Below are 19678 nucleotides of genomic sequence, written 5' to 3'. Positions count from 1 at the left end.
GAGTCATTTGGGATTCCTCGCCTACGTATGTCTGTGCCTGCGCATGTCTGTGTGCGGCGCGAAGGCGCTCTGAGAAACCATACAAGAAAAGTATTTTAGTCGCTATCGCCGCAGCTTCGGCGAGCGCGAATGCGAGACCGCCGCGACGAGCGTCGACGGACGCTGGCGAGATGTCTGCTCGTCAACCCGAGCTCGGAGCCTCGCCGCGCTCCGAGGCCGTGGAACAGGCTTAGCGAGGCGTGAATCCCGCGTCCCTGCGCGCCGTCCCGATCCGGGAGCGGCGGGACGGGACGAGGACAAACCGCGTCCGAATCGGGAGCGCCGAAAATCGGCGGTCGATTCGTTGACGAGGCGTCAAGGATCATGGTGAACGCTCTGTGTCGCGGCGCCCTGTTTCGCCACGAAGGCGCGCCGCGTTCCGACGCCGCGGAACAAGCTTAGCGAGGCGTGAATCCCGCGTCCCTGCGCGCCGTCCCGATCCGGGAGCGGCGGGACGGGACGGGGACAAACCCTGTCCGAATCGGGGGCGCCGAAAATCGGCGGTCGATTCGTTGACGAGGCGTCAAGGATCATGGTGAACGCTCTGTGTCGCGGCGCCCTGTTTCGCCGTGCTCCGACGCCGCGGAACAGGCTTAGCGAGGCGTGAATCCCTCGTCCCTGCGCACTGTCCCGATCCGGGAGCGGCGGGACGGGACGAGGACAAACCCTGTCCGAATCGGGGGCGCCGAAAATCGTCGGTCGATTCGTTGACGAGACGTCAAGGATCGTGGTGAACGCTCGGTGTCACAGCGCCCCGTTTCGTCACGAAGCCTCGCCGTGCTCCGACGCCGCGGAACAGGCTTAGCGAGGTGTGAATCCCGCGTCCCTGCGCGCCGTCCCGATCCGGGAGCGGCGGGACGGGACGGGGACAAACCCTGTCCGAATCGGGGGCGCCGAAAATCGGCGGCCGATTCGTTGACGAGGCGTCAAGGATCATGGTGAACGCTTCCAGTGCGATCGGGTAAACGCGGGACCGGGCGTGTTCACACTCCACTTTAAGGGGAGGGTCGGAGACGCCGCGCTCACTCCTCCCCGCCGCCGCCGTCGCGGGACCATTCCTTCACGCGAGCGAGATGGTCGTAATCGCCGTAGCGCGAGGCGAACTCGACGAAGGGCCGGGAGGGATAGGGGGTCTGCGGATCGCGAAACTGGTTCAGCAGCACGAACAGATTGGCGCGATGCTCGGCGACGACATCGACAAAGCTCTTGTCCTTGAATTTCAGCCATAAAGTCTCGCCGCCGGTCTTGCCGCCCAGCCGCACATAGGCGGCGCCGGACACGCGCGGCGCGCCGATCGCCTCGAAGGCGCCGGCCTCGATCATCGCCGCCTCCAGCGTCAGCTGCGGCGCGAAGCCCGCGCCGACTTGGCTCGCCGTCGGCGGATTGCCGGTCTTGTAGTCGAAGACGAAAGCCTCGCCGGAGGCGTCCCGCTCGATGCGATCGGCGACGCAGGAGAGCGTGAACACGCTGCCGTCGGCGAGCGTCAGGCGCCAGGCGGCGGCTTTCTCGACGAAGATCTCGCGCGCCTCCACACGGCGCTCGCGCTCGAAGGCCAGCGCATGGTCGAGCCCCGCCTCTATGCGCGGCCAGTCGAAGGCGAGGAAGGAGGGATCGTCCAGGAAGTCGCCGAGCTCCTCGCGCGCGCAATCGAGGAGCAGCGCGCGCGCATCCTCGGGCAGCGGGCCCTGGGGATGCGCCTCCTGGAATTTCGCCAGCGCCGCATGCACGGCGACGCCGATCTCCCGCGCGCCCTTGGGCGCGCCGAGCGGCGGCAGGGGCGGCAGCCGAAGAATGGATTCGGCGTAGACGGCGTAAGGATCGCGCCGCAGCTTCTCCACCCGCGTGACGCTGAGCCGGGTCGGCCGCAGCGCGATCGGCGGGCGCGGCAGAGGCCGGGAGATCGCGCGCGTCGTCTCGGGCCGGTCCAGCGCGGCGGCGAGCGCGCATTTCGCGTCGCCGCGCGCCTTGCAGGCGTAGAAGGCGTCGCCCGAGAGGGCGGCCAGTCGCGCGATGAGGCGCGAGACCACGGTCGGCGCGCCATTGCGTTTTTTCGCGCGGCTCACGACGACCTCGGCCGCGCCGAAGGCCATGGCGAAATCATGCGCGGTCTGGCCGATGCGCCGCTCCGGCGGCGAGAGGCCCAATTGCCGGCGCATGGCGCGGTTGAGAAAGGCGCCGGATTCGGCCTGCGGCGGCCAGATCGTCTCGTCGAGCCCGGCGAGCAGGAGGAGATCGGCGTCGAGCAGGCGCGCCTCCAGCAGGCCCAGAATTTTCAGGCGCGGATGGGCGCGTCGCGGGCTCGGCGCCGTCGCCTCGAATGTGAGGCGGTCGAAGAAGGAGGCGTAGCCGCCGGCGTCGAAGACGAGCGCGCTCCCCGAGGCCTCCAGCGCGTCGAAAAGCTGCAGCAATTGCTCGACGCCGTCGCCGGCCGGCGCGTCGCCGACGATCGTCTCCAGCGCCAGCGCATGGGCGCGCGCGCGTTCGCCGAGACGCGCCTCCGGCGACAGCGCGGCGAGCGGCGCGAGCGCTTCGTCGAGCCGGGCGAGCAGATCGTCGATCGCGCCCCAATCCGCTTCCGAAATCCGCTTCAGCGCCGGATGGGCGTGCGTCGCCTCGGCGAGCCTGCGCGCCGGCGCCGCCATGGCGGCGAAGCTGCCGCCGCTCTCGACATTGCGCAGCACGGCGATCTCGACGAGCGGGGCGAGGCGCTCGATCTCCGCGCGCTCGAGGCGAAAGCGCGCCAGCGGATGGGCGAGCAGCGCGGCGGCGTCGATCGCCGAGGCGCCGTCCTCCGCCGCCGCCGCGACGAGCCGGGCCAGCGCGCCGATCGGCGTCGAGCCGAGCGGGCGGCCGGCCGAATCGTCGACCTCTATGCCCCAGCGCGCGAGCTCCGCCGAGACGCGCCTGGCGATGTCGCGGTCCGGCGTGATCAAGGCGGCGGCGCGGCCCGGCGTTTCCAGCGCCTCGCGCATCGAAAGGGCGAGGGCCAGCGCCTCCTCGCGCTCATCCGCCGCCTCGACGAAGGAGACGCCGGCGAGCGCGGCCGTGAAGCCCGCCGCCTCGGCGGCGCGGAAGTCGCGCCAATAATCGGTGCAATCGGCCGGGCGCAGCGCCTCGGCGAGCAGCCGCGTCCGCGCCCGCAGCGCCGCCGGCGGCGGGGAGCCGATCGGGCGCACCTCGGCGCGGGCGACGCCGAGGATGGAGAGGAGCCGCTTCAGCAAGGTCTGCGGATGGGTGAAGCTCGGCTCGTCGGTTTCGCCGTCGCCGTCATGGCCGACCCGGCGCCAGGCCTCGTCGTCGAGCCCCTCGTCGAGGCCGGGCAGGATCACCGCGCCGCGCTCCATTCGCGCGATCGCCGCCAAAAGGCGCGCCGTCGCCGGATGCGCGCCGGTGGAGCCGAGCGCGATCACCGGCCCGCGCGCGCCGCCGCGCTCGAGGTGGGCGATCTGCGCCTCGATCAACGCCGACTGCCGCGCGGCGCGATCGATGAGGCCGCGGGCGCCGAGAATATTCGGCCAATCCTCGAGCGCGATTTTCAGAAAATTGGCGGTGATCGCGAAGAATCGGTCATAGGCCTCCTCCGCGAGGCCTGCCAAAGCGCGCGCGTCGAGCGTCTCGATGGCGAATTCGTCGACGAGCCGCGCCAATTCGCCCGAGAGCGCATAGGCGCTGGCGGGCGACGGCGCGATCAGCAGCATCTCGCGCGGATCATGCTCGACCGCGCCGGTGGGATCGATGGAGACGATCGCATGACGCAGCGCGCGCGCCCATTGCAGCACAAGCTCGGCGAGAATCAGCCTTCGGTCGAGCTCCTCGATCGCCGGAGCCAGAGCTTCGTTGCCGACGTCGAGATCGGCGTGAAACAGCGCCGAGGCCTCCTGCTCGTCGAGATCGCCGAGCGGCAATATGCGCGGCAGCAGCGCCGCCGGCGCCGCGATCGCCGTGGAAAATTGCGTCGCCAACGCCCGCGCGGCGCGCTGCGTCGGCACATAGATCGTCGTCGCCGCCAGAGCGAGCGGCCCGCTGTCGCGGGAAAGACCCGGGATGATCGCGCCATCCAGCAGGGCGCTCGTGAAGGCGCCTAGAAAAGAGACATCGGGAGCAATGGAAAAAACGTTGCGCGGCGCCATTTCTTCCTCGGCGGGAGACAACAAAGCAGAAGCGGAGCAATTCACATCCGAATTCTGTGTATTGCGCGTGATTGCGAATTGAAACCCGCCGGTAACGGAGAATACTCCGAGGCGGCGACCGTGGCGATGGTTTGGCGGCGCGCCGGCTTTTTCGAGAGCAGATGGGTTTCGAGGGAACTCGCCGATGGACCAATCGTCGAGCGATTCGCGCGCCGAGCTCCACGAGGCTCCCGCGCCGTTACGATCGTCGCGCCGGGCGGCGGCGGGCGCGGATGATTTGCGTCGCGCCGAGGCGCGGCTCGAGGCCGTTCTCGAATGCCTCGCCGACGCCGTCCTGTCGATCGATGAAAAGGGCGTCGTGGTCGCCGTCAATGCGGCGGCGGGGACGCTGTTTTGCTGCTCCGGCGCGGCGCTGCTCGGCGTCGAGGCCGCGACGCTGCTGCCCGAGAGCCGCCTCGCGGCCGGGGATCGGCGTTCGCACGGGCTGGCGCGGCGGCCGGACGGCTCGACATTCCCGATCGCGCTGACACTGAACGAGACGCGCGGCGATAGCCGCCTGCGCATCGCCGTCATTCGCGATCTGACCGAACAGCGAGCCGGCGAGGCGCTGCTCTGCGAATTGCGCGCGGAGCTCGCCTACGCCGGACGGCTCGCCGCCATGGGGGAGCTCGCGGCGGCGCTCGCTCATGAGATCAACCAGCCCTTCTCGGCCATCGCCACCTATGTCCGCACCGCGCGCTGGCTGCTGCAGCGCAAGCCCAAGCAGACCGCCGAGATCGAGGATATTCTCGACAAGGCCGGCGCGCAGGCGATGCGGGCCGGCGACATCGTCCGTCGCTTGCGCGAATTCGTCACCCGCGGCGAATCGGTGAAGACGGTGCAGAGCCTCTCCACGCTGGTCGAAGAAGCGAAATCGCTCGGCGTGGCCGGCGCGCGCCATGTCGGCGCGCAGGTCTGCGTCGCGGCAAAGGCCGAGCACGACGAGGTGCTCGCCGATCGCGTGCAGATCCAGCAGGTCATCGTCAATCTGATGCGCAATGCGGTCGAGGCCATGGACGGCGCGGCGCGGCGGGAGCTCTCGCTCTCCACCTCCGCCGCCGATGGCTTCGCGCGGCTCGATGTCGCCGACACCGGCCATGGGCTGAAGGACGGCGGGGGCGCGCTGTTCGAGCCCTTTCGCAGCACCAAGGCGACGGGAATGGGCATAGGCCTATCGATCTCGCGCTCGATCGTCGAGGCGCATGGCGGACGCATATGGGCCGAGCCCAATCCGCAAGGCGGCGCGATTTTCAGCTTCACACTTCCTCTCGCGGAAAGAGCCAGCCCATGAGACCTGCGCCGCTCGTGCATCTCGTCGACGACGATCCGGCGATCCGAGACTCCCTGACGCTGATGTTCCGCTCGCGGGGCTTTCGTCCGCGCGCCTATCGCGCGGCGGAGGAGTGTCTCGCCACGGCCGGGCCGGAGACGACGGGCTGCGTCGTCTCCGATATGCGGCTGCCGGACATGACCGGCGTCGAATTCACGCGGCGTCTGCGCGTTCTGGGGGCGACGCCGCCCGTGGTGATCATCACCGCCTCCGCCGGCGCCACGCTCGCGGTGGAGGCGCTCGCGGCCGGCGCCAGCGATCTTCTGGAAAAGCCGTTCGACGACGAGGCGCTGCTCGCCTCCGTGCGGCGGGCGCTGGCCGCGCGGCGCGGCGAGCAGGAGATCGACGCCGAGACGCGCGCCATCGTCGCGCGCTTCGGCGCGCTGAGCGAGGAGGAGCGGCGCGTGCTGGCGGGCGTCGCCAACGGCCGCCCGAGCCGCGATATCGCGCAAGGGCTCGGCCTCGAATTGCGAACCGTCGAGCTGCATCGCGCCAATATCATGGCCAAGGCCAATATCGGCACGCTGGTCGAGCTGGCGCGGCTCTCGGTCATCGCCGCCAGCGCCAAAGCAGGCGTGGCGGCGCGCGAGCCTAATCCGCCGCTGCGGCCCCGCCGTTCAAATCTTCGGGGCGCGGCTGCAGCATGATGTTGTAGCCCGCGTCGACGAGATGAATCTCGCCGGTCACGCCGCCCGAGAGCTCCGACAGGAAATAGAGCGCCGAGCCGCCGATCTCGTCCAGCGTGATCATGCGGCGCAGCGGCGCATGGGCCTTCTGAAACGCGCCCATCGCGCGCGCTCCGGTGATGCCGGCGCCGGCCATGGTGCGCACCGGGCCGGGCGACAGGGCGTTCACGCGAATGCCGCGCGCGCCATAGTCGGCCGCCAGATAGCGCACCGAGGAATCGAGCGCCGCCTTGGCGACGCCCATGACATTGTAATTGGGCATCACATGCGTGCCGCCGCCGAAGGAGACGGTGAGCATGGAGCCGCCATTCTTCATCATCGCCGCGGCCCGCTTGGCCGCCTCGGTGAAGGAGAAGCAGGAGATGACCAGCGTGCGGACGAAATTCTCGCGCGAGGTGTCGGCGTAGAGGCCCTTCAGCTCGCTCTTGTCCGAATAGCCGATGGAATGGACGAGAAAATCGAGCTCGCCCCATTCCTCTCGCAGCCGAGCGAAGACGGAATCGATGGACGCGATGTCCTCCACGTCGCAGGGAATCACCAGATCGGAGCCGAGCTCCTGGGCGATGGGCCGGACCCTCTTGCCCAGCGCCTCGCCCTGATAGGTGAAGGCGAGCGAGGCGCCGTGCCGCGCCAGCGTTCTCGCTATGCCATAGGCGATGGAGTGATCATTCGCGACTCCCATGACAAGGCCGCGTTTGCCTTGCATGAGGCCCGTTGAAACCGTCATGTCGTGATGGTCCTATCTCGTCAGGCGTCGGGGTGCTTGAACACCAGCGACGCGTTGGTGCCGCCGAAACCGAAGGAATTGGAGAGCACGGCGCGCAGAGCGACATTGTCGCGCCGCTGGCGCAGGATCGGCATATCGGCGAATTCCGGATCCAGCTCTTCTATGTTGGCGCTCTCGCAGATGAAGCCGTTCTGCATCATCAGCAGCGAATAGATCGCCTCCTGCACGCCGGTCGCGCCGAGCGAATGGCCGGTGAGCGATTTCGTCGCCGAGATCGGCGGGCATTTGTCGCCGCGGCCGAACACTTCGCGAATCGCCTCGATCTCCTTGAGATCGCCGACCGGAGTCGAGGTGGCGTGCGGATTGATGTAGTCGATCGGCGCCGTCACGCCGACCAGCGCCTGGCGCATGCAACGAATGGCGCCCTCGCCCGAGGGCTGCACCATGTCGTAGCCGTCCGAGGTCGCGCCATAGCCGGCGAGCTCGGCGTAGATTTTCGCGCCGCGCGCCTTGGCCCGCTCATATTCCTCCAGCACCAGCACGCCGGCGCCGCCGCCGATGACGAAGCCGTCGCGGTTCTTGTCATAGGCGCGCGAGGCCGTTGCCGGCCGGTCGTTATAGGAGGAGGACATGGCGCCCATGGCGTCGAACAGCACGGAGAGCTCCCACTCCAGCTCCTCGCAGCCGCCGGCGAACATGATGTCCTGCTTGCCCCATTGAATCTGCTCATAGGCCGCGCCGATGCAATGATTGGAGGTCGCGCAGGCCGAGGAGATCGAATAGTTCACGCCCTTGATCTTGAACCAAGTGGCGAGCGTCGCGGAAGCGGTGGAGGACATGGCCTTGGGAACGGCGAAGGGGCCGACGCGCTTGGGCCCCTTGGCGCGGGCGATGTCGGCGGAGTCCACGACGACCTTCGTCGACGGGCCGCCGGAGCCCATGATGATGCCGGTGCGCTCATTGGAGATTTCGTCCGGCGCGAGGCCGGAGTCGAGGATCGCCTGATCCATGGCGACATGATTCCAGGCCGTGCCCATGGCGTGGAAGCGCATGGCTCTGCGGTCGACGAGCGTCGAGGGGTCGAGCGTCGGCGCGCCGTGAACCTGGCAGCGGAAGCCGAGCTCGGCGTATTTGTCCGCCTTGACGACGCCGGACTTCGCCTCATGCAGCGAGGCGACGACCTCCTGCGTATTATTGCCGATGGACGACACAATGCCCATGCCGGTCACGACCACTCGTCTCATGTCTAAGCTCCCTCGCGCCGGCGGGCTCGGTCGTCCCGTCTCTGGATTTGGCGGCGTCTCGCGCCCCCGATTGGCGTCCCGTCAGGCCGTCAGGAGGCGGCTTCGGGCTTGGCGAGTCCGACCTTCAGGTCTTTCGCTTCATAAATGCGCTGCCCGTCCACTTCCACCCAGCCGTCGGCGATGCCGAGGACCAGCTTGGATTTGAACACGCGCTTGAAATCGACGCCGTAGCGGACGAGCTTGTTGTGCGGCCGCACCTGGCCGCTGAACTTCACCTCGCCGACGCCGAGCGCCATGCCGCGGCCCGGCAAATCGAGCCAGCCCAGAAAAAAGCCGGTCAGCTGCCACAGCGAATCGACGCCGAGACAGCCCGGCATGACCGGATTGCCCTTGAAATGGCAGTCGAAGAACCACAGGCTCGGGTTGATGTCGAGCTCGGCGCGCACATAGCCTTTGCCGTGCTCGCCGCCCTCCTCGAAAATCTCGGTGATTCGGTCGAACATCAGCATGGGCGGCAGCGGCAGCTGGGCGTTGCCCGGGCCGAACAGCTCCTCCCGCGCGCAGGCGAGCAGATCCTCATATCCGAAAGACGAGCGCCGTTCGCTCATGATGTTCCTTTTTGCGTCTTAGACCTGACGATTTCCGGTCGCGCCGCCGGCCGGAAGCCGCATTCGTTAACATAGGCGCCGGCCGGGTCAAAGGGGGCGAGCCGATCGCAGAGCGCCGACGAGGAAAAAGTTGTCTCGTTGCGCGAGCTTCCCTATTGTAACCGAAGAGAGACAAAGAAGGACGGGGAATCCGACGCCGATGACGGCCGAGCAAGCCGAGGTCGAACCCACCGAGCGCGCGCCGGGCGACGCCATGCGGCGGCTGCGCAGCCGGCTGATGGCCGCCGGCATGCGGCCGACGCGACAGCGCGTCGCGCTGGGCGGTCTGCTGTTCGCCAAGGGCGACCGCCATGTGACGGCCGAGAAGCTGTTCGAGGAGGCGCTGGCCGCCGACCTGCCGGTGTCGCTCGCCACCGTCTACAACACTTTGCATCAATTCACCGATGTCGGCCTGCTGCGCGAGATCGCGGTGGATGGCGCGCGCGTCTATTTCGACACCAATGTCTCGGAGCATCATCATTTTCTGCTCGATGGCGAGGGGCTGGTCGATATTCCCGGCGCCCATGTCGACATCGCCAACCTGCCGCCGCCGCTGTCCGGCATGAAGATCGCCCGCGTCGATGTGGTGATCCGCCTGTGCAAGGACCAGGGCTGACAATCCAGGGGACGTTCCAGGCGGCGTTGCACCCTCCCCTTCAGGGGGAAGGTCGGCCGGCGTCAGCCGGACGGGGTGGGGAGCCCCCCGGACTCGGGGCGTCGCCCCCTCCCGAGCGCCTCTGGGGGAGGTGAAAATCGCCGTTCCGGCGAGTCGGCCTCATCGGCGCGGCTTTCCTCACTCGATCTTTTCCCCCGGATAGACGCCCCACAGGCCTTCCTGCTTCACATAGGCGTCGAAGCCCTCGCCCGAGACGCGGCACCAGGCCCCGTCGCAGCGGCGCAGGCTGGCGATGACGCCGGGAGCGAGCTTCGCCACTGCCGTCGCTTTGTCGCTGGCGTAGGCGAGAATCGGCTCCTTCTTCCACGGCGCGACGAGCGCGGTTCGGCGGCCCGACAGCAGCGAATGCAGCACCCAGCCTTCGGTTCCCTCGGAATCACGAATTTTCCGCCAGGTCTCGAACTCGGCGGTGATTTCCACAGGAAGGCCGGCGCGCTCGAACACCCAGAGCGTCGGATGCTCCTTGCTCGGCCCCTCGTGCAGATTGACGCGGTCCGATTTGAGGCTGACATAACGCGGCAGGGGCAATCCCGAGGCCGAGCCGGTCTGCTGCTGCGCGCTGGCGCCCATCGGCGCGGCGCATAGGGGCGCAGCGGCGAGAAGAAGGGCGACGGCGAAACGGATTGCTGCGGCCGCGCGTCTCGGACTCGGAAAGGGCGATTCGTCCATTTCTACTCTTCTCCCTGAGACGGCCCTCGCAGCTGCGAACGACGCCTCGTCTTGTCTTTGTCCCGCCATCTGCTAGGAAGTTCGATGGGAAAGGGGCGCGGGCGGCGATACGCTCTTTTCATCCATCGTCGTTAAGACCTGGTTGAAGAGACCGAAGCGCCCCCGAGGCTCGATCGGCGGAACGGCTCGCCCTCGGGCGGCCGGAGAGCTTATTCGACCGAGGCGGGAGGACGAAGGGGAAGATGGCGAAAAAGAAGCCGCTCGTCGTGGTGACACGTCGGCTCCCCGAGGTGATCGAAACCCGCATGTGCGAGCTTTTCGACACGCGCCTCAATGTGAGCGACCGGCCGGCGACCCATGAGGAGCTCGTCGAGGCCGTCCGCACGGCGGATGTTCTGGTGCCGACGATCACCGACCGCATCGATTCCGGCCTCATCGGCCAGGCCGGCGACCAATTGAAGCTCATCGCCAATTTCGGCAATGGCGTCGACCATATCGACGTCGCCTCGGCGCTGCGCCGCTCGATCACCGTCACCAACACGCCCGGAGTCCTCACCGAGGACACGGCCGATCTCACAATGGGCCTGATTCTGGCCGTGGCGCGCCGCCTCGTCGAGGGCGCGCGCACCATTCCGGACGGCGCCTGGGGCGGCTGGTCGCCGACCTGGATGCTCGGCCATCGCATCACCGGCAAGCGCCTCGGCATCGTCGGCATGGGCCGCATCGGCCAGGCGCTCGCGCGCCGCGCCAGCGCCTTCGGCCTCTCCATCCATTATCACAACCGCCGCCGCCTGCCGGTGGAGATCGAGGACCAGCTCGAGGCGACCTATTGGGAGTCGCTCGACCAGATGCTGGCCCGCATCGACATCGTGTCGGTCCACTGCCCGCATACGCCGGCGACCTATCATCTTCTGTCGGCCCGCAGGCTGAAGCAGCTGCGCCCGCACGCCATCATCGTGAACACCGCGCGCGGCGAGATCGTGGACGAGAATGCGCTGATTCGCATGCTGGAGGCGGATGAGGTTTTCGGCGCCGGCCTCGACGTCTTCGAGCATGAGCCGGCCGTCTCGCCCAAGCTGATCAAGCTCGCCAAGGCCGGCAAGGTCACGCTGCTGCCGCACATGGGCTCGGCCACCAATGAGGGCCGCGTCGACATGGGCGAGAAAGTCATCATCAACATCAAGACTTTCATGGACGGACACCGCCCGCCCGACCGCGTTCTGCCCAGCATGTTGTGACGGCGCGTTTCCGCCTGTCGTCGGCGAGCGTCGGGAGGCCCCGGCGTGTTTCCGCTCGGAAAAAAACCACAAGGCCCGCGCAATTCTGCGAAAAGCGATTCGCCTCGAGGATCGTTTGCGAAAAGGATCGAAGGATGAGACGAATTCTGACCGCGCTCCGAATTGGGACGGCGCTACTGGTCGGCCTCGCCGCCTGCGGCCCCGTGCTGGCCAAGGGGAAGCCGGCGCAAAAGGAGAAGGATCAGCAAGAGGCGACGGCGCAGGAGCCGCCGCAGAGCTACAAGCCATTCCCACATAATTATATTTTCAACCTCAAGGACATAAACGGCAAGTCTCCGGCGGCCGACATATGGATACGCATCGATTCGACGATGCGCGGCACGGGCTTCTCCGGCTGCAAATCCTGGTCGGGCGTCTTTGTCGTGGGCGGCAATCGTCTCGGCCCCAAGGCCATGCCCGCCGTCGCCGACGCCAAATGCGATCCCGCGCTGCAAGCGATCGAGCGCGACTTCTGGCAGGTGATGCTCTCCGGCCCCTTCTGGGACACGCAGGGCTCCGATCTGATCCTCAAGGGCCCCAAGGGCGGCGTGCTGCGCTTCACGCGCGGGCTCTGATCCGTCCACGACCGGCGACGGCGAGGATCGCGCTATGCTCGAGGTCCTCGCGGTCTCCGGCTATCGCTCGCTGCGGGAGTTGATTCTCCCGCTCGCGCGGCTCAATGTCGTCACGGGCGCCAACGGCAGCGGAAAGTCCAGCCTCTATCGCGCTTTGCGCCTCCTCGCCGACACCGCCCGCGGCCGGCTGGTGAGTTCTCTTGCGCGCGAGGGCGGCATTCACTCGACGCTCTGGGCCGGGCCGGAGCAAATCGGCCGGGCGGTGCGCGCCGGCCTCTATCCGGTGCAAGGCGTGGTGCGCAAGGGGCCGGTTCAATTGCGGCTCGGCTTCGGCGCCGGCGATCTCTCCTACGCCGTCGATCTCGGCTTTCCATCGCCCGGCCTCGGCCGGGCCTTCCTGTTCGATCCGGCGATCAAGCGCGAATGCGTCTGGTCGGGGCCTTTGTTCCGACCCTCCGCCCTGCTGGTCGATCGCCATGGGCCGGGGCTGCGCGCCGTGGACGACAGCGGCGCCTGGCGCGTGATCCCGACGCCGATCGCGGATTTCGAAAGCATGATGACGGAATTCTCCGATCCGCGCGCCGCGCCGGAGATGATCACCGTGCGCCGAAAGCTGCAGTCCTGGCGCTTCTATGATTGCCTGCGGACCGATGTGGAGGCGCCGTGCCGACGGCCGCAGGTCGGCACGCATACGCCCATCCTCGCCGACGACGGCGCGGACATCGCCGCGGCCTTGCAGACAATTCTCGAAATCGGGGATGGCGCCGGGCTCGCGCGGGCCGTGGACGACGCTTTTCCCGGCGCCGCCATCGAGATCGAGACGCGCGACGGCTGGTTCGAGCTGGCCATGCGCCAGCACGGGCTGCTGCGGCCTTTGAAAGCGGCGGAGCTTTCCGATGGGACCTTGCGCTATCTGATGCTGGTCGCGGCGCTGCTGACGCCGCGTCCGCCGGAGCTGCTGGCGCTGGACGAGCCCGAGGCGAGCCTGCATCCCGATCTCATCCCGGCGCTGGCGCGGCTCATCGCCGCGGCTGCGCAGCGGTCGCAGATCGTCGTGGTGACGCATTGCCGCGAGCTGGCCGAGTTGCTCGCCGGCGAGCCGGACTCGCGATCGATCGAGCTGACCAAGGATTTCGGCGAGACGCGCCTCGCCGGCGAGGCGCAATGGCCGCGCTGGGAGTGGCCGAAGCGCTGAGCTTTGATTGCGCGGCGCTTGCTGTCAGCTCACCTTCTCCTCCTCCTGCGCCTTGGCGGAAAGGCGTTTCACGCGCTGCCAGAAGGCCCAGGCGCCGAAGATGATGAAGGGCATGGCCGCCGCGGCCGCCTCCTCGCCGGTGAAGCCGAAGGGCAGGGCGCCGGCGTCCTTCACGCCCTTGAAGAAATACAGCGAGAGGCCGGCGACATAATAGCTGAGCGCCGCGATGGAGAGCCCGCCGACCAGCTTCTGCAGGCGCATCTGCAACCGCGCGCGGCGGTTCATATCGTCGAGCAGATCGCGATTTTGCTGCTCCATCTCGAAGGTGATGCCGGTGCGCATCAGATCGGTGGCGCGCTCCACCTGGCGGGCGAGACGCGCCTGCCGCGTCTCGAAGGCGTTGCAGGTCTCGATCGCCGGATCGAGCCGCGCGCTGAAGAAGGCCGAGATCGTCGTATATTGGCTCTCCTTCGCCTCCTGGATCAGCGTCAGGCGATTCTTGACGATGGCGTGATAGGCGCGGCTCGCGCCGAAGCGGAAGGCGGTGCGCGTCGACAGCGCCTCGCTCTGCGCCAAAAGGTCGCCGAGGCCTTTCAGCAATTCGCGGCTGGTGCGCATGTCCTGCGTCTGGCTCAGCGCCTGGGTGATGTCGGAGATTTCGCGCTCCATGGCGCGTAGCTCCGGGCCGGAGCGCCGGGCCTCCGGCAGGCCGAGCAGCGCCATTGTGCGATAGGTCTCGATCTCCAGCACGCGCTGGATGAGCCGGCCGATCTCCAGCGCGCCGACGGCGTTGGTCTTGACCAAGAGGCGCGTGAAGCCGAAGGCGTCGGGCGCGAAATCGGTCATCACATGCGCCGCGCCCTTGGCCGCGCGGATCACGCAGAGGCTCTGCGAATTGAACAGCGAGACGAAGGGCTCGTGCGAATGGCCGCTCTCGATCGCGCAGAGATGCGCCGCGACGATGAGCCGGCCCGGCGGGCGAAAGGCGATCTCGCCGCTCCCGAGCGGATCGGGATGGGTGAAGGGCTCGTCCGCCTCTTTCTGCGTCGACCATGTGTAGGTGGTGAATTCCGTATGCTGCTCCCAGCGTAGCCGCCAGTCGCCGATGGAGAGGCGCTGGAATTTGGCGTCGCCGGGCGGCGGCGCCAGCATATGGGAGCGGCACAGCTCGGCGAGAGCGGCGCGGTCGGCGCGCGCCTCCTCCTCATTGGTGGCGAAGGCGAAATGATAGACGCGCTGCGGCAGCGCGATCGGCAGAAAAGGCCGGGCGTGCAGCTCGGCGAGAACGGCGGTGCGCGCCTCGTGTTCGGCGAAGCGTCCGATGATCGGCGCGCCGCTCTCCGGGTCAGATGCCATTTCATTCGTCTCGTTTTGTGGCTCCGCGCGGGGCGCGGGCTTCGGTCCGCCGAATCGCCTCGAGAATAGCGATGCAGGCTGTTCCGGGAATGCGACAAAACGAACGAAAAGGCGAGGCGTCGCCGCCTCGCCGTCAGCGGCGTCGATCAGCGCCCGTGGTGAAATCCGCCGCCATGGAATCCGCCGCCACCGAATCCGCCGTGGTGGAATCCGCCGCCATGAAAGCCGCCGCCATGAAAGCCGCCGCCCCCGAAGCCGCCACCATGGAATCCGCCACCATGGAAGCCGCCGCCGCCGAAGCCGCCGCCGTGACGGAATCCACCGCCGAAGCCGCCGACGCGGTGGTAGCCGCCGCCCCAGCCGCCGACACGCGGGCGATAGCCCCCGCCGCCGCCATAGACGACCGGGCCGCCGCCCCATCCGTAGCCGTAAGCAGGATAGCCATAAGAGGGATAGCCATAGCCGTAGCCGTATCCGTAATCATAGGGATAGGCGTAATAGGGCGAATAGGCGCCGGCCGCGATGATCCCGGCCGCCGCCGAGGTGACGACCGCGGCCGCGGGATCATAGCCGTAGCGGTAGTAGCGCAGCGCATGATGCCGGCGCAGCGACCGACGGTGATGCGTGTAGCGCACGTAATGACGATGCGGGCGACGGCTGTAATGCGCCTCCTCGATAGAGGTCGGCGGCGAGACGACCGATGTGCTTGCGACGCTGGTGACGCCGGCGAGCGCGTCTGCGCTGGACAAAGCGAGGGCGAATGTCACGCCGACCGCAGCGAAAAGGCCGGATTTGAATGGATTACGCATTTTTTCCTCCTTACGACGACACGCAAAAGAGACGTTCATTCCAATGGAAGCCGAAGGGCGCCGACGCCGCGCCGGCTCAGGCCTCGAATTTCAGCTCCTGCGCCAATTGCGTCAGCCGCGTCGCGACGCGGGCGCGCACGCGCGTCGCCGTGGTGGGAAACTCTTCCAATATGCGCAGGAAAAGCGCGCGGGTGATCTTGAGGATGGTCGCCGGCTCGCGGGCCATGGCCGTGACCGGACGCGTCGTCTCGGTGATGAGCGCGGTCTCGCCGATCAGCGCGAAGGGCCGCAGCACTTTCTCGGCCGGGCGTCCGTCGTCGTGCTTCTCGAGAGCGATCGAGCCATTGGTCAGAATATAGCCGCCATCGGAGGCCTCGCCGCGGCGAAACAGCGCGTCGCCGGCGCGCAGCAATTTCGTCTCGGCGCTGAACGTCAGAAGGCGTAGCGCCTCGACCTCGAAATCCTCGAACAGAGGGATGCGCCTCAGATTGGCGATATCGTCGTCGAGAGCCATGTCTCGGATGCTTTCCTCGGATGCTTTCCCTCGGGGCGTCTCGCCACGCGGTCAGCGCGCAGGCGAGAAGATCAGCCGATAGCCGTTCTTTTCGGTGAGAAGAAGGCGGGCCTCGGCCGGGTCGGTTTCGATCTTGCGGCGCAACCGGCTGACATGGGTCTCCAGCGTCCGCGTCGTCACCGTGGGATGATAGCCCCAAACGTCGCGCAGCAACATGTCTTTCGTGACCACCGCGCCGCGCGCCGCCGCGAGCCGGGTCAGGATTTCGGCTTCCTTCTCGGTGAGCGGCAGGCGCCGGTCGGCGGCGTCGGTCAGCTCGAAGGCGCCGGGGCGGTAACGAAAGGCGCCGATGGCGACGATCGGGCGCTCCGGCTCCATGAAGAGCGCCCGCAGCCGCGCGAGGAGATGGGCGAAACGAAACGGCCGCGCGATATAGTCGGGCGCGTCCGCAGTCGCAGCGGCGTTCGCCGCGCCGATGACGAGGATCGGCCCGCGGAAGCGCTCTGCGGCGGTTCGCGCAAAGGCCTCGCCGATCTCGGCGTCGACGAGCAGAATGTCGCAGTTGCCGGCGGCGAGCAGGCGCGTCGCCTCCTCCGGAGAGGCGGCGGGACGAATCGCGAATTCGGGATAGCGCGCGAGCTGCTCCGCGAGGCCCGCGCGCAATCCCTCCGCGGCGAGGAGGAGCATGGTGCGGGGAGGCGGAGTCGGCGCTTCGATCATGGCGCTTCCGGGGGAGGGCTCGGGCGAGCATGATCGGACAAGGGCGGCCGCCGTTCAAGACGAGGCCGGGCGGGGACGGGACGGAGCGACGGATGAGGCAGGGTTTTTCGCGTCGGGGCGGCGGGATCGCAGCGCTGAAGGTCGCGCGGCGGATCGGCGGACGCCCGCATGAGGGCCGGCTGATCGCGGGCGATCTGGTGTTGCCTTGCGCGCTCGGCCGCTGCGGGGTGACGCGCCGCAAGCACGAGGGCGACGGCGCGACGCCGGCCGGCAGTCACGAGCTTCTCTATGTCTATCTGCGGCGCGGCCGGGCCGCGAAGCCGCGCGGGACGGCGGCGCGTTTCGTCGCTCCACAGGATCTCTGGTGCGACGATGCGCGATCGTTTCTCTATAATCGGCCGCTGCGCGGGCCGACGCCGCTCGGCCATGAGCGGCTCTGGCGCGCGGACCGGCTCTATGATGTCGTGGGCGTGCTCGACTACAACATCCGCCCGCGCGTGCTGGGGCGCGGCAGCGCGATCTTCTTTCACATTGCGACGGAGACGCTGGGCGCGACCGCGGGCTGCGTCGCGCTGCGGGCGCGCGACATGGCGCGGCTGCTGCCGCGTCTGGCGAAAGGTGTGCGGATCGTGGTGGGTTAGGGCTTCGAATAGTCGCGCTCGCCCATGATGGCCGAGCCGATGCGGACATGCGTGGCGCCGAGCTGAATGGCGAGCTCGTAATCCGAGCTCATCCCCATGGACAGCTCCTTCAGCCCGTTGCGGGCGGCGATCTCGGCGAGCAGAGCGAAATGCGGCGAGGCCTGCTCGCCGACCGGCGGCACGCACATGAGGCCGGCGATCTCGAGCCCGTGCTTTTCACGGCACTCGGCGATGAAGGCGTCGGCCTCCTGCGGCAGGACGCCGGCCTTTTGCGGCTCGGCGCCGGTGTTGACCTGCACGAGCAGGCGCAAGCGCTTGCCCTGGCGGCGCATCTCCTCGGCGAGGGCCTCGGCGATCTTGGGGCGGTCGACGCTCTCTATGACGTCGAAGGTCTCGACCGCCTCGCGCGTCTTATTGGATTGCAGCGGGCCGATGAGATGCAGCTCGACGCCGGAAAAGCGCTGGCGCAGCGCGTCCCATTTGGCGCGCGCCTCCTGCACCTTGTTCTCGCCGAAGACGCGATGGCCGGCCTCGAGCAGCGGAACCGCCGCCTCGGCCGGAAAGGTCTTGGTGACGCAGACGAGGGTGATCTCGGCCGGATCGCGGCCGCAATCGCGGGCGCGTGAGGAGATAGCGTCCTTGGCGGCGTTCAGCCGATCGACGACGGTCATGGAAGATGCGGCCTCAGCGGAGGAATTTGACGGATGAAGACGGCCCAGATCAGGCCCCGACCGGGCGAAAACCCTTCACGGGCCGGAGGGTCGAAGAGCGCTCGCGCCGACATGGCCTGGATATAGCACGCGCCTCGCTGCCTTTGACAAGCCCCGCCACGCCCGGCATTACAGGCGCAACTCCGCAATTCGATCAGGACCGTTCGGAACCCATGAGACCAGAACGCTACGACTTCGCCGAAGCCGAGCCCAAATGGCGAAAAATTTGGGACGAGCGGCAGGTTTTCACCTCCGGCGACACGACGAAGCCGAAATATTACGTGCTCGAGATGTTCCCCTATCCGTCGGGGCGCATCCATGTCGGCCATGTGCGCAATTATTCCATGGGCGACGTCATCGCCCGCTACAAGCGCGCCAAGGGCTTCGACGTGCTGCATCCCATGGGCTGGGACGCTTTCGGCCTGCCGGCGGAGAACGCCGCCCAGCAGAGCGGCTCGCATCCGGCGACCTGGACCTACGCCAATATCGCAAGCATGCGGGCGCAGCTCAAATCCATGGGCCTGTCGCTCGACTGGTCGCGCGAGATCGCCACTTGCGACCCGGCCTATTACAAGCATCAGCAGAAGCTGTTCCTGGATTTTCTGGCCGGCGGCCTCGTCGACCGCAAGCAGTCCAAGGTCAACTGGGACCCGGTGGACCATACGGTGCTCGCCAATGAGCAGGTGGTCGATGGGCGCGGCTGGCGCTCCGGCGCGCTGGTGGAGCAGCGCGAGCTGACGCAATGGTTCCTGCGCATCGGCAAATATGCCGACGACCTTCTCGCGTCGCTCGACACGCTCGACCGCTGGCCGGACAAGGTGCGGCTGATGCAGCGCAATTGGATCGGCCGCTCCGAGGGGCTGCTGGTCCGCTTCGCCGTGGCCGGCGATGCGCAAGGCGAGATCGAGGTCTTCACCACGCGGCCGGACACTTTGTTCGGCGCGAAATTCGTCGCGCTGGCGCCCGACCATCCAGTCGCCCGCGCGGCCGCGGCGAAGGACCCGGCGCTCGAAGCCTTCGCCGAGGAGTGCCGCCATATCGGCACGTCGGTGGCGGCGATCGAGACCGCCGAGAAGAAGGGCTATGACACGGGCCTGCGCGTCGTTCACCCCTTCGACACCTCCTGGACGCTGCCGGTCTATGTCGCCAATTTCATCCTGATGGATTACGGCACGGGCGCGATCTTCGGCTGCCCGGCGCACGACCAGCGCGATCTCGATTTCGCCAATGCCTATGGCCTCGGCGCGACGCCGGTCGTCTGCCCGGAGGGCGTCGATCCTGCGACTCTCATCGTCGGCGAGACCGCTTTCGACGGCGAGGGGCGGCTCGTCAATTCGCGCTTCCTCGACGGGCTCACCGTCGCCGAGGCGAAGGAGGAGGTCGCCAAGCGGCTCGAGGCCGCGCAGCTGCACGGCCGTCCGCAGGGCGAGCGCAAGATCAATTACAAGCTGCGCGATTGGGGCATTTCACGGCAGCGCTATTGGGGCTGTCCGATCCCCATTATCCATTGCCCCGATTGCGGCGTCGTGCCCGTGCCGGACGCCGATCTTCCGGTGAAGCTGCCGGAGGATGTGAGCTTCGACAGGCCGGGCAATCCGCTCGACCATCATCCGACATGGAAAAATGTCGCCTGTCCGAAATGCGGAGCCGCGGCGCGGCGCGAAACCGACACGATGGACACTTTCGTCGATTCG

At 67.8% G+C, this 19678-nt stretch carries 18 protein-coding genes; 8 read left to right on the top strand and 10 right to left on the bottom strand.

The window, feature by feature from the left end:
• Positions 1 to 1061: 1061 nt before the first annotated feature.
• Positions 1062 to 4169, bottom strand: coding sequence for a double-strand break repair protein AddB (gene addB / locus VIF40_RS01470; protein ID WP_331935742.1), 3108 nt, complete (start codon positions 4167 to 4169; stop codon positions 1062 to 1064).
• Positions 4170 to 4353: 184 nt separating this feature from the next.
• On the opposite strand from addB, the gene VIF40_RS01465 reads away from it, so the two are divergent.
• Positions 4354 to 5499, top strand: coding sequence for a sensor histidine kinase (locus VIF40_RS01465; protein ID WP_331935741.1), 1146 nt, complete (start codon positions 4354 to 4356; stop codon positions 5497 to 5499).
• The gene (locus VIF40_RS01460) at positions 5496 to 6185 is read left to right on the top strand and encodes a response regulator transcription factor (protein WP_331935740.1); all 690 of its coding nucleotides are present in this window, start codon (positions 5496 to 5498) and stop codon (positions 6183 to 6185) included. The genes VIF40_RS01465 and VIF40_RS01460 overlap by 4 nt, the downstream gene beginning before the upstream one ends.
• On the opposite strand, the gene fabI is transcribed toward VIF40_RS01460, so the two are convergent.
• The 3 genes from fabI to fabA form a co-directional block, all read right to left on the bottom strand.
• Positions 6130 to 6951: an enoyl-ACP reductase FabI gene (gene fabI, locus VIF40_RS01455; protein ID WP_331935739.1), complete on the bottom strand. Its 822-nt coding sequence runs from the start codon at positions 6949 to 6951 to the stop codon at positions 6130 to 6132. The genes VIF40_RS01460 and fabI overlap by 56 nt on opposite strands.
• Positions 6952 to 6971: 20 nt before the next feature.
• Positions 6972 to 8195 (bottom strand): beta-ketoacyl-ACP synthase I, encoded by a 1224-nt coding sequence (gene fabB, locus VIF40_RS01450; protein ID WP_331935738.1) that lies wholly within the window; start codon positions 8193 to 8195, stop codon positions 6972 to 6974.
• A gap of 89 nt (positions 8196 to 8284) precedes the next feature.
• Positions 8285 to 8803, bottom strand: coding sequence for a 3-hydroxyacyl-[acyl-carrier-protein] dehydratase FabA (gene fabA / locus VIF40_RS01445; protein WP_331935737.1), 519 nt, complete (start codon positions 8801 to 8803; stop codon positions 8285 to 8287).
• A gap of 253 nt (positions 8804 to 9056) precedes the next feature.
• On the opposite strand from fabA, the gene irrA reads away from it, so the two are divergent.
• Complete coding sequence (gene irrA / locus VIF40_RS01440) at positions 9057 to 9458, top strand: iron response transcriptional regulator IrrA (protein ID WP_331935744.1); 402 nt, start codon at positions 9057 to 9059, stop codon at positions 9456 to 9458.
• Between the two features lie 177 nt (positions 9459 to 9635).
• Here the strand turns inward: irrA and VIF40_RS01435 are convergent, their stop codons facing one another.
• On the bottom strand, positions 9636 to 10187 hold the full coding sequence (locus VIF40_RS01435) for an SH3 domain-containing protein (protein WP_414684734.1): 552 nt from the start codon (positions 10185 to 10187) through the stop codon (positions 9636 to 9638).
• Between the two features lie 242 nt (positions 10188 to 10429).
• Here VIF40_RS01435 and VIF40_RS01430 point away from each other — a divergent pair, with 242 nt between their 5' ends.
• From VIF40_RS01430 to VIF40_RS01420, 3 genes are all read left to right on the top strand, one after another.
• Positions 10430 to 11425 (top strand): D-glycerate dehydrogenase, encoded by a 996-nt coding sequence (locus VIF40_RS01430; RefSeq protein WP_331935736.1) that lies wholly within the window; start codon positions 10430 to 10432, stop codon positions 11423 to 11425.
• A 134-nt stretch (positions 11426 to 11559) separates the two neighbouring features.
• Entirely contained in the window at positions 11560 to 12039 is a 480-nt protein-coding gene (locus VIF40_RS01425) for an META domain-containing protein (protein WP_331935735.1), read from the top strand.
• A 34-nt stretch (positions 12040 to 12073) separates the two neighbouring features.
• Complete coding sequence (locus VIF40_RS01420) at positions 12074 to 13234, top strand: AAA family ATPase (RefSeq protein WP_331935734.1); 1161 nt, start codon at positions 12074 to 12076, stop codon at positions 13232 to 13234.
• 24 nt (positions 13235 to 13258) lie between these two features.
• Here VIF40_RS01420 and VIF40_RS01415 read toward each other — a convergent pair whose 3' ends face one another.
• From VIF40_RS01415 to VIF40_RS01400, 4 genes are all read right to left on the bottom strand, one after another.
• On the bottom strand, positions 13259 to 14590 hold the full coding sequence (locus tag VIF40_RS01415; RefSeq protein WP_331935733.1) for a DUF3422 domain-containing protein: 1332 nt from the start codon (positions 14588 to 14590) through the stop codon (positions 13259 to 13261).
• A 146-nt stretch (positions 14591 to 14736) separates the two neighbouring features.
• Positions 14737 to 15399 carry a hypothetical protein gene (locus VIF40_RS01410; protein WP_331935732.1) on the bottom strand — a complete coding sequence of 221 codons (663 nt, stop codon included), beginning with the start codon at positions 15397 to 15399 and terminating at the stop codon, positions 14737 to 14739.
• 76 nt (positions 15400 to 15475) lie between these two features.
• On the bottom strand, positions 15476 to 15913 hold the full coding sequence (locus tag VIF40_RS01405; RefSeq protein WP_331935731.1) for a cyclic nucleotide-binding domain-containing protein: 438 nt from the start codon (positions 15911 to 15913) through the stop codon (positions 15476 to 15478).
• Positions 15914 to 15964: 51 nt separating this feature from the next.
• Positions 15965 to 16633: a response regulator transcription factor gene (locus VIF40_RS01400; RefSeq protein WP_331935730.1), complete on the bottom strand. Its 669-nt coding sequence runs from the start codon at positions 16631 to 16633 to the stop codon at positions 15965 to 15967.
• 92 nt (positions 16634 to 16725) lie between these two features.
• Between VIF40_RS01400 and VIF40_RS01395 the strand changes: the two genes are divergently transcribed.
• Positions 16726 to 17274: a L,D-transpeptidase family protein gene (locus tag VIF40_RS01395; RefSeq protein WP_331935729.1), complete on the top strand. Its 549-nt coding sequence runs from the start codon at positions 16726 to 16728 to the stop codon at positions 17272 to 17274.
• On the opposite strand, the gene VIF40_RS01390 is transcribed toward VIF40_RS01395, so the two are convergent.
• Positions 17271 to 17945 (bottom strand): YggS family pyridoxal phosphate-dependent enzyme, encoded by a 675-nt coding sequence (locus VIF40_RS01390; protein ID WP_331935728.1) that lies wholly within the window; start codon positions 17943 to 17945, stop codon positions 17271 to 17273. The genes VIF40_RS01395 and VIF40_RS01390 overlap by 4 nt on opposite strands.
• Positions 17946 to 18157: 212 nt before the next feature.
• Between VIF40_RS01390 and leuS the strand changes: the two genes are divergently transcribed.
• Positions 18158 to 19678: leucine--tRNA ligase (gene leuS / locus VIF40_RS01385; RefSeq protein ID WP_331935727.1), on the top strand; the 1521-nt coding region annotated here is incomplete at its 3' end.

Origin of the sequence: Methylosinus sp. (assembly GCF_036560965.1) — a bacterium.
Taxonomy (GTDB): Bacteria; Pseudomonadota; Alphaproteobacteria; order Rhizobiales; family Beijerinckiaceae; genus Methylosinus.
Note: the sequence above shows the minus strand (reverse complement) of the source record. Positions and strands in the feature narration are given on the sequence as shown.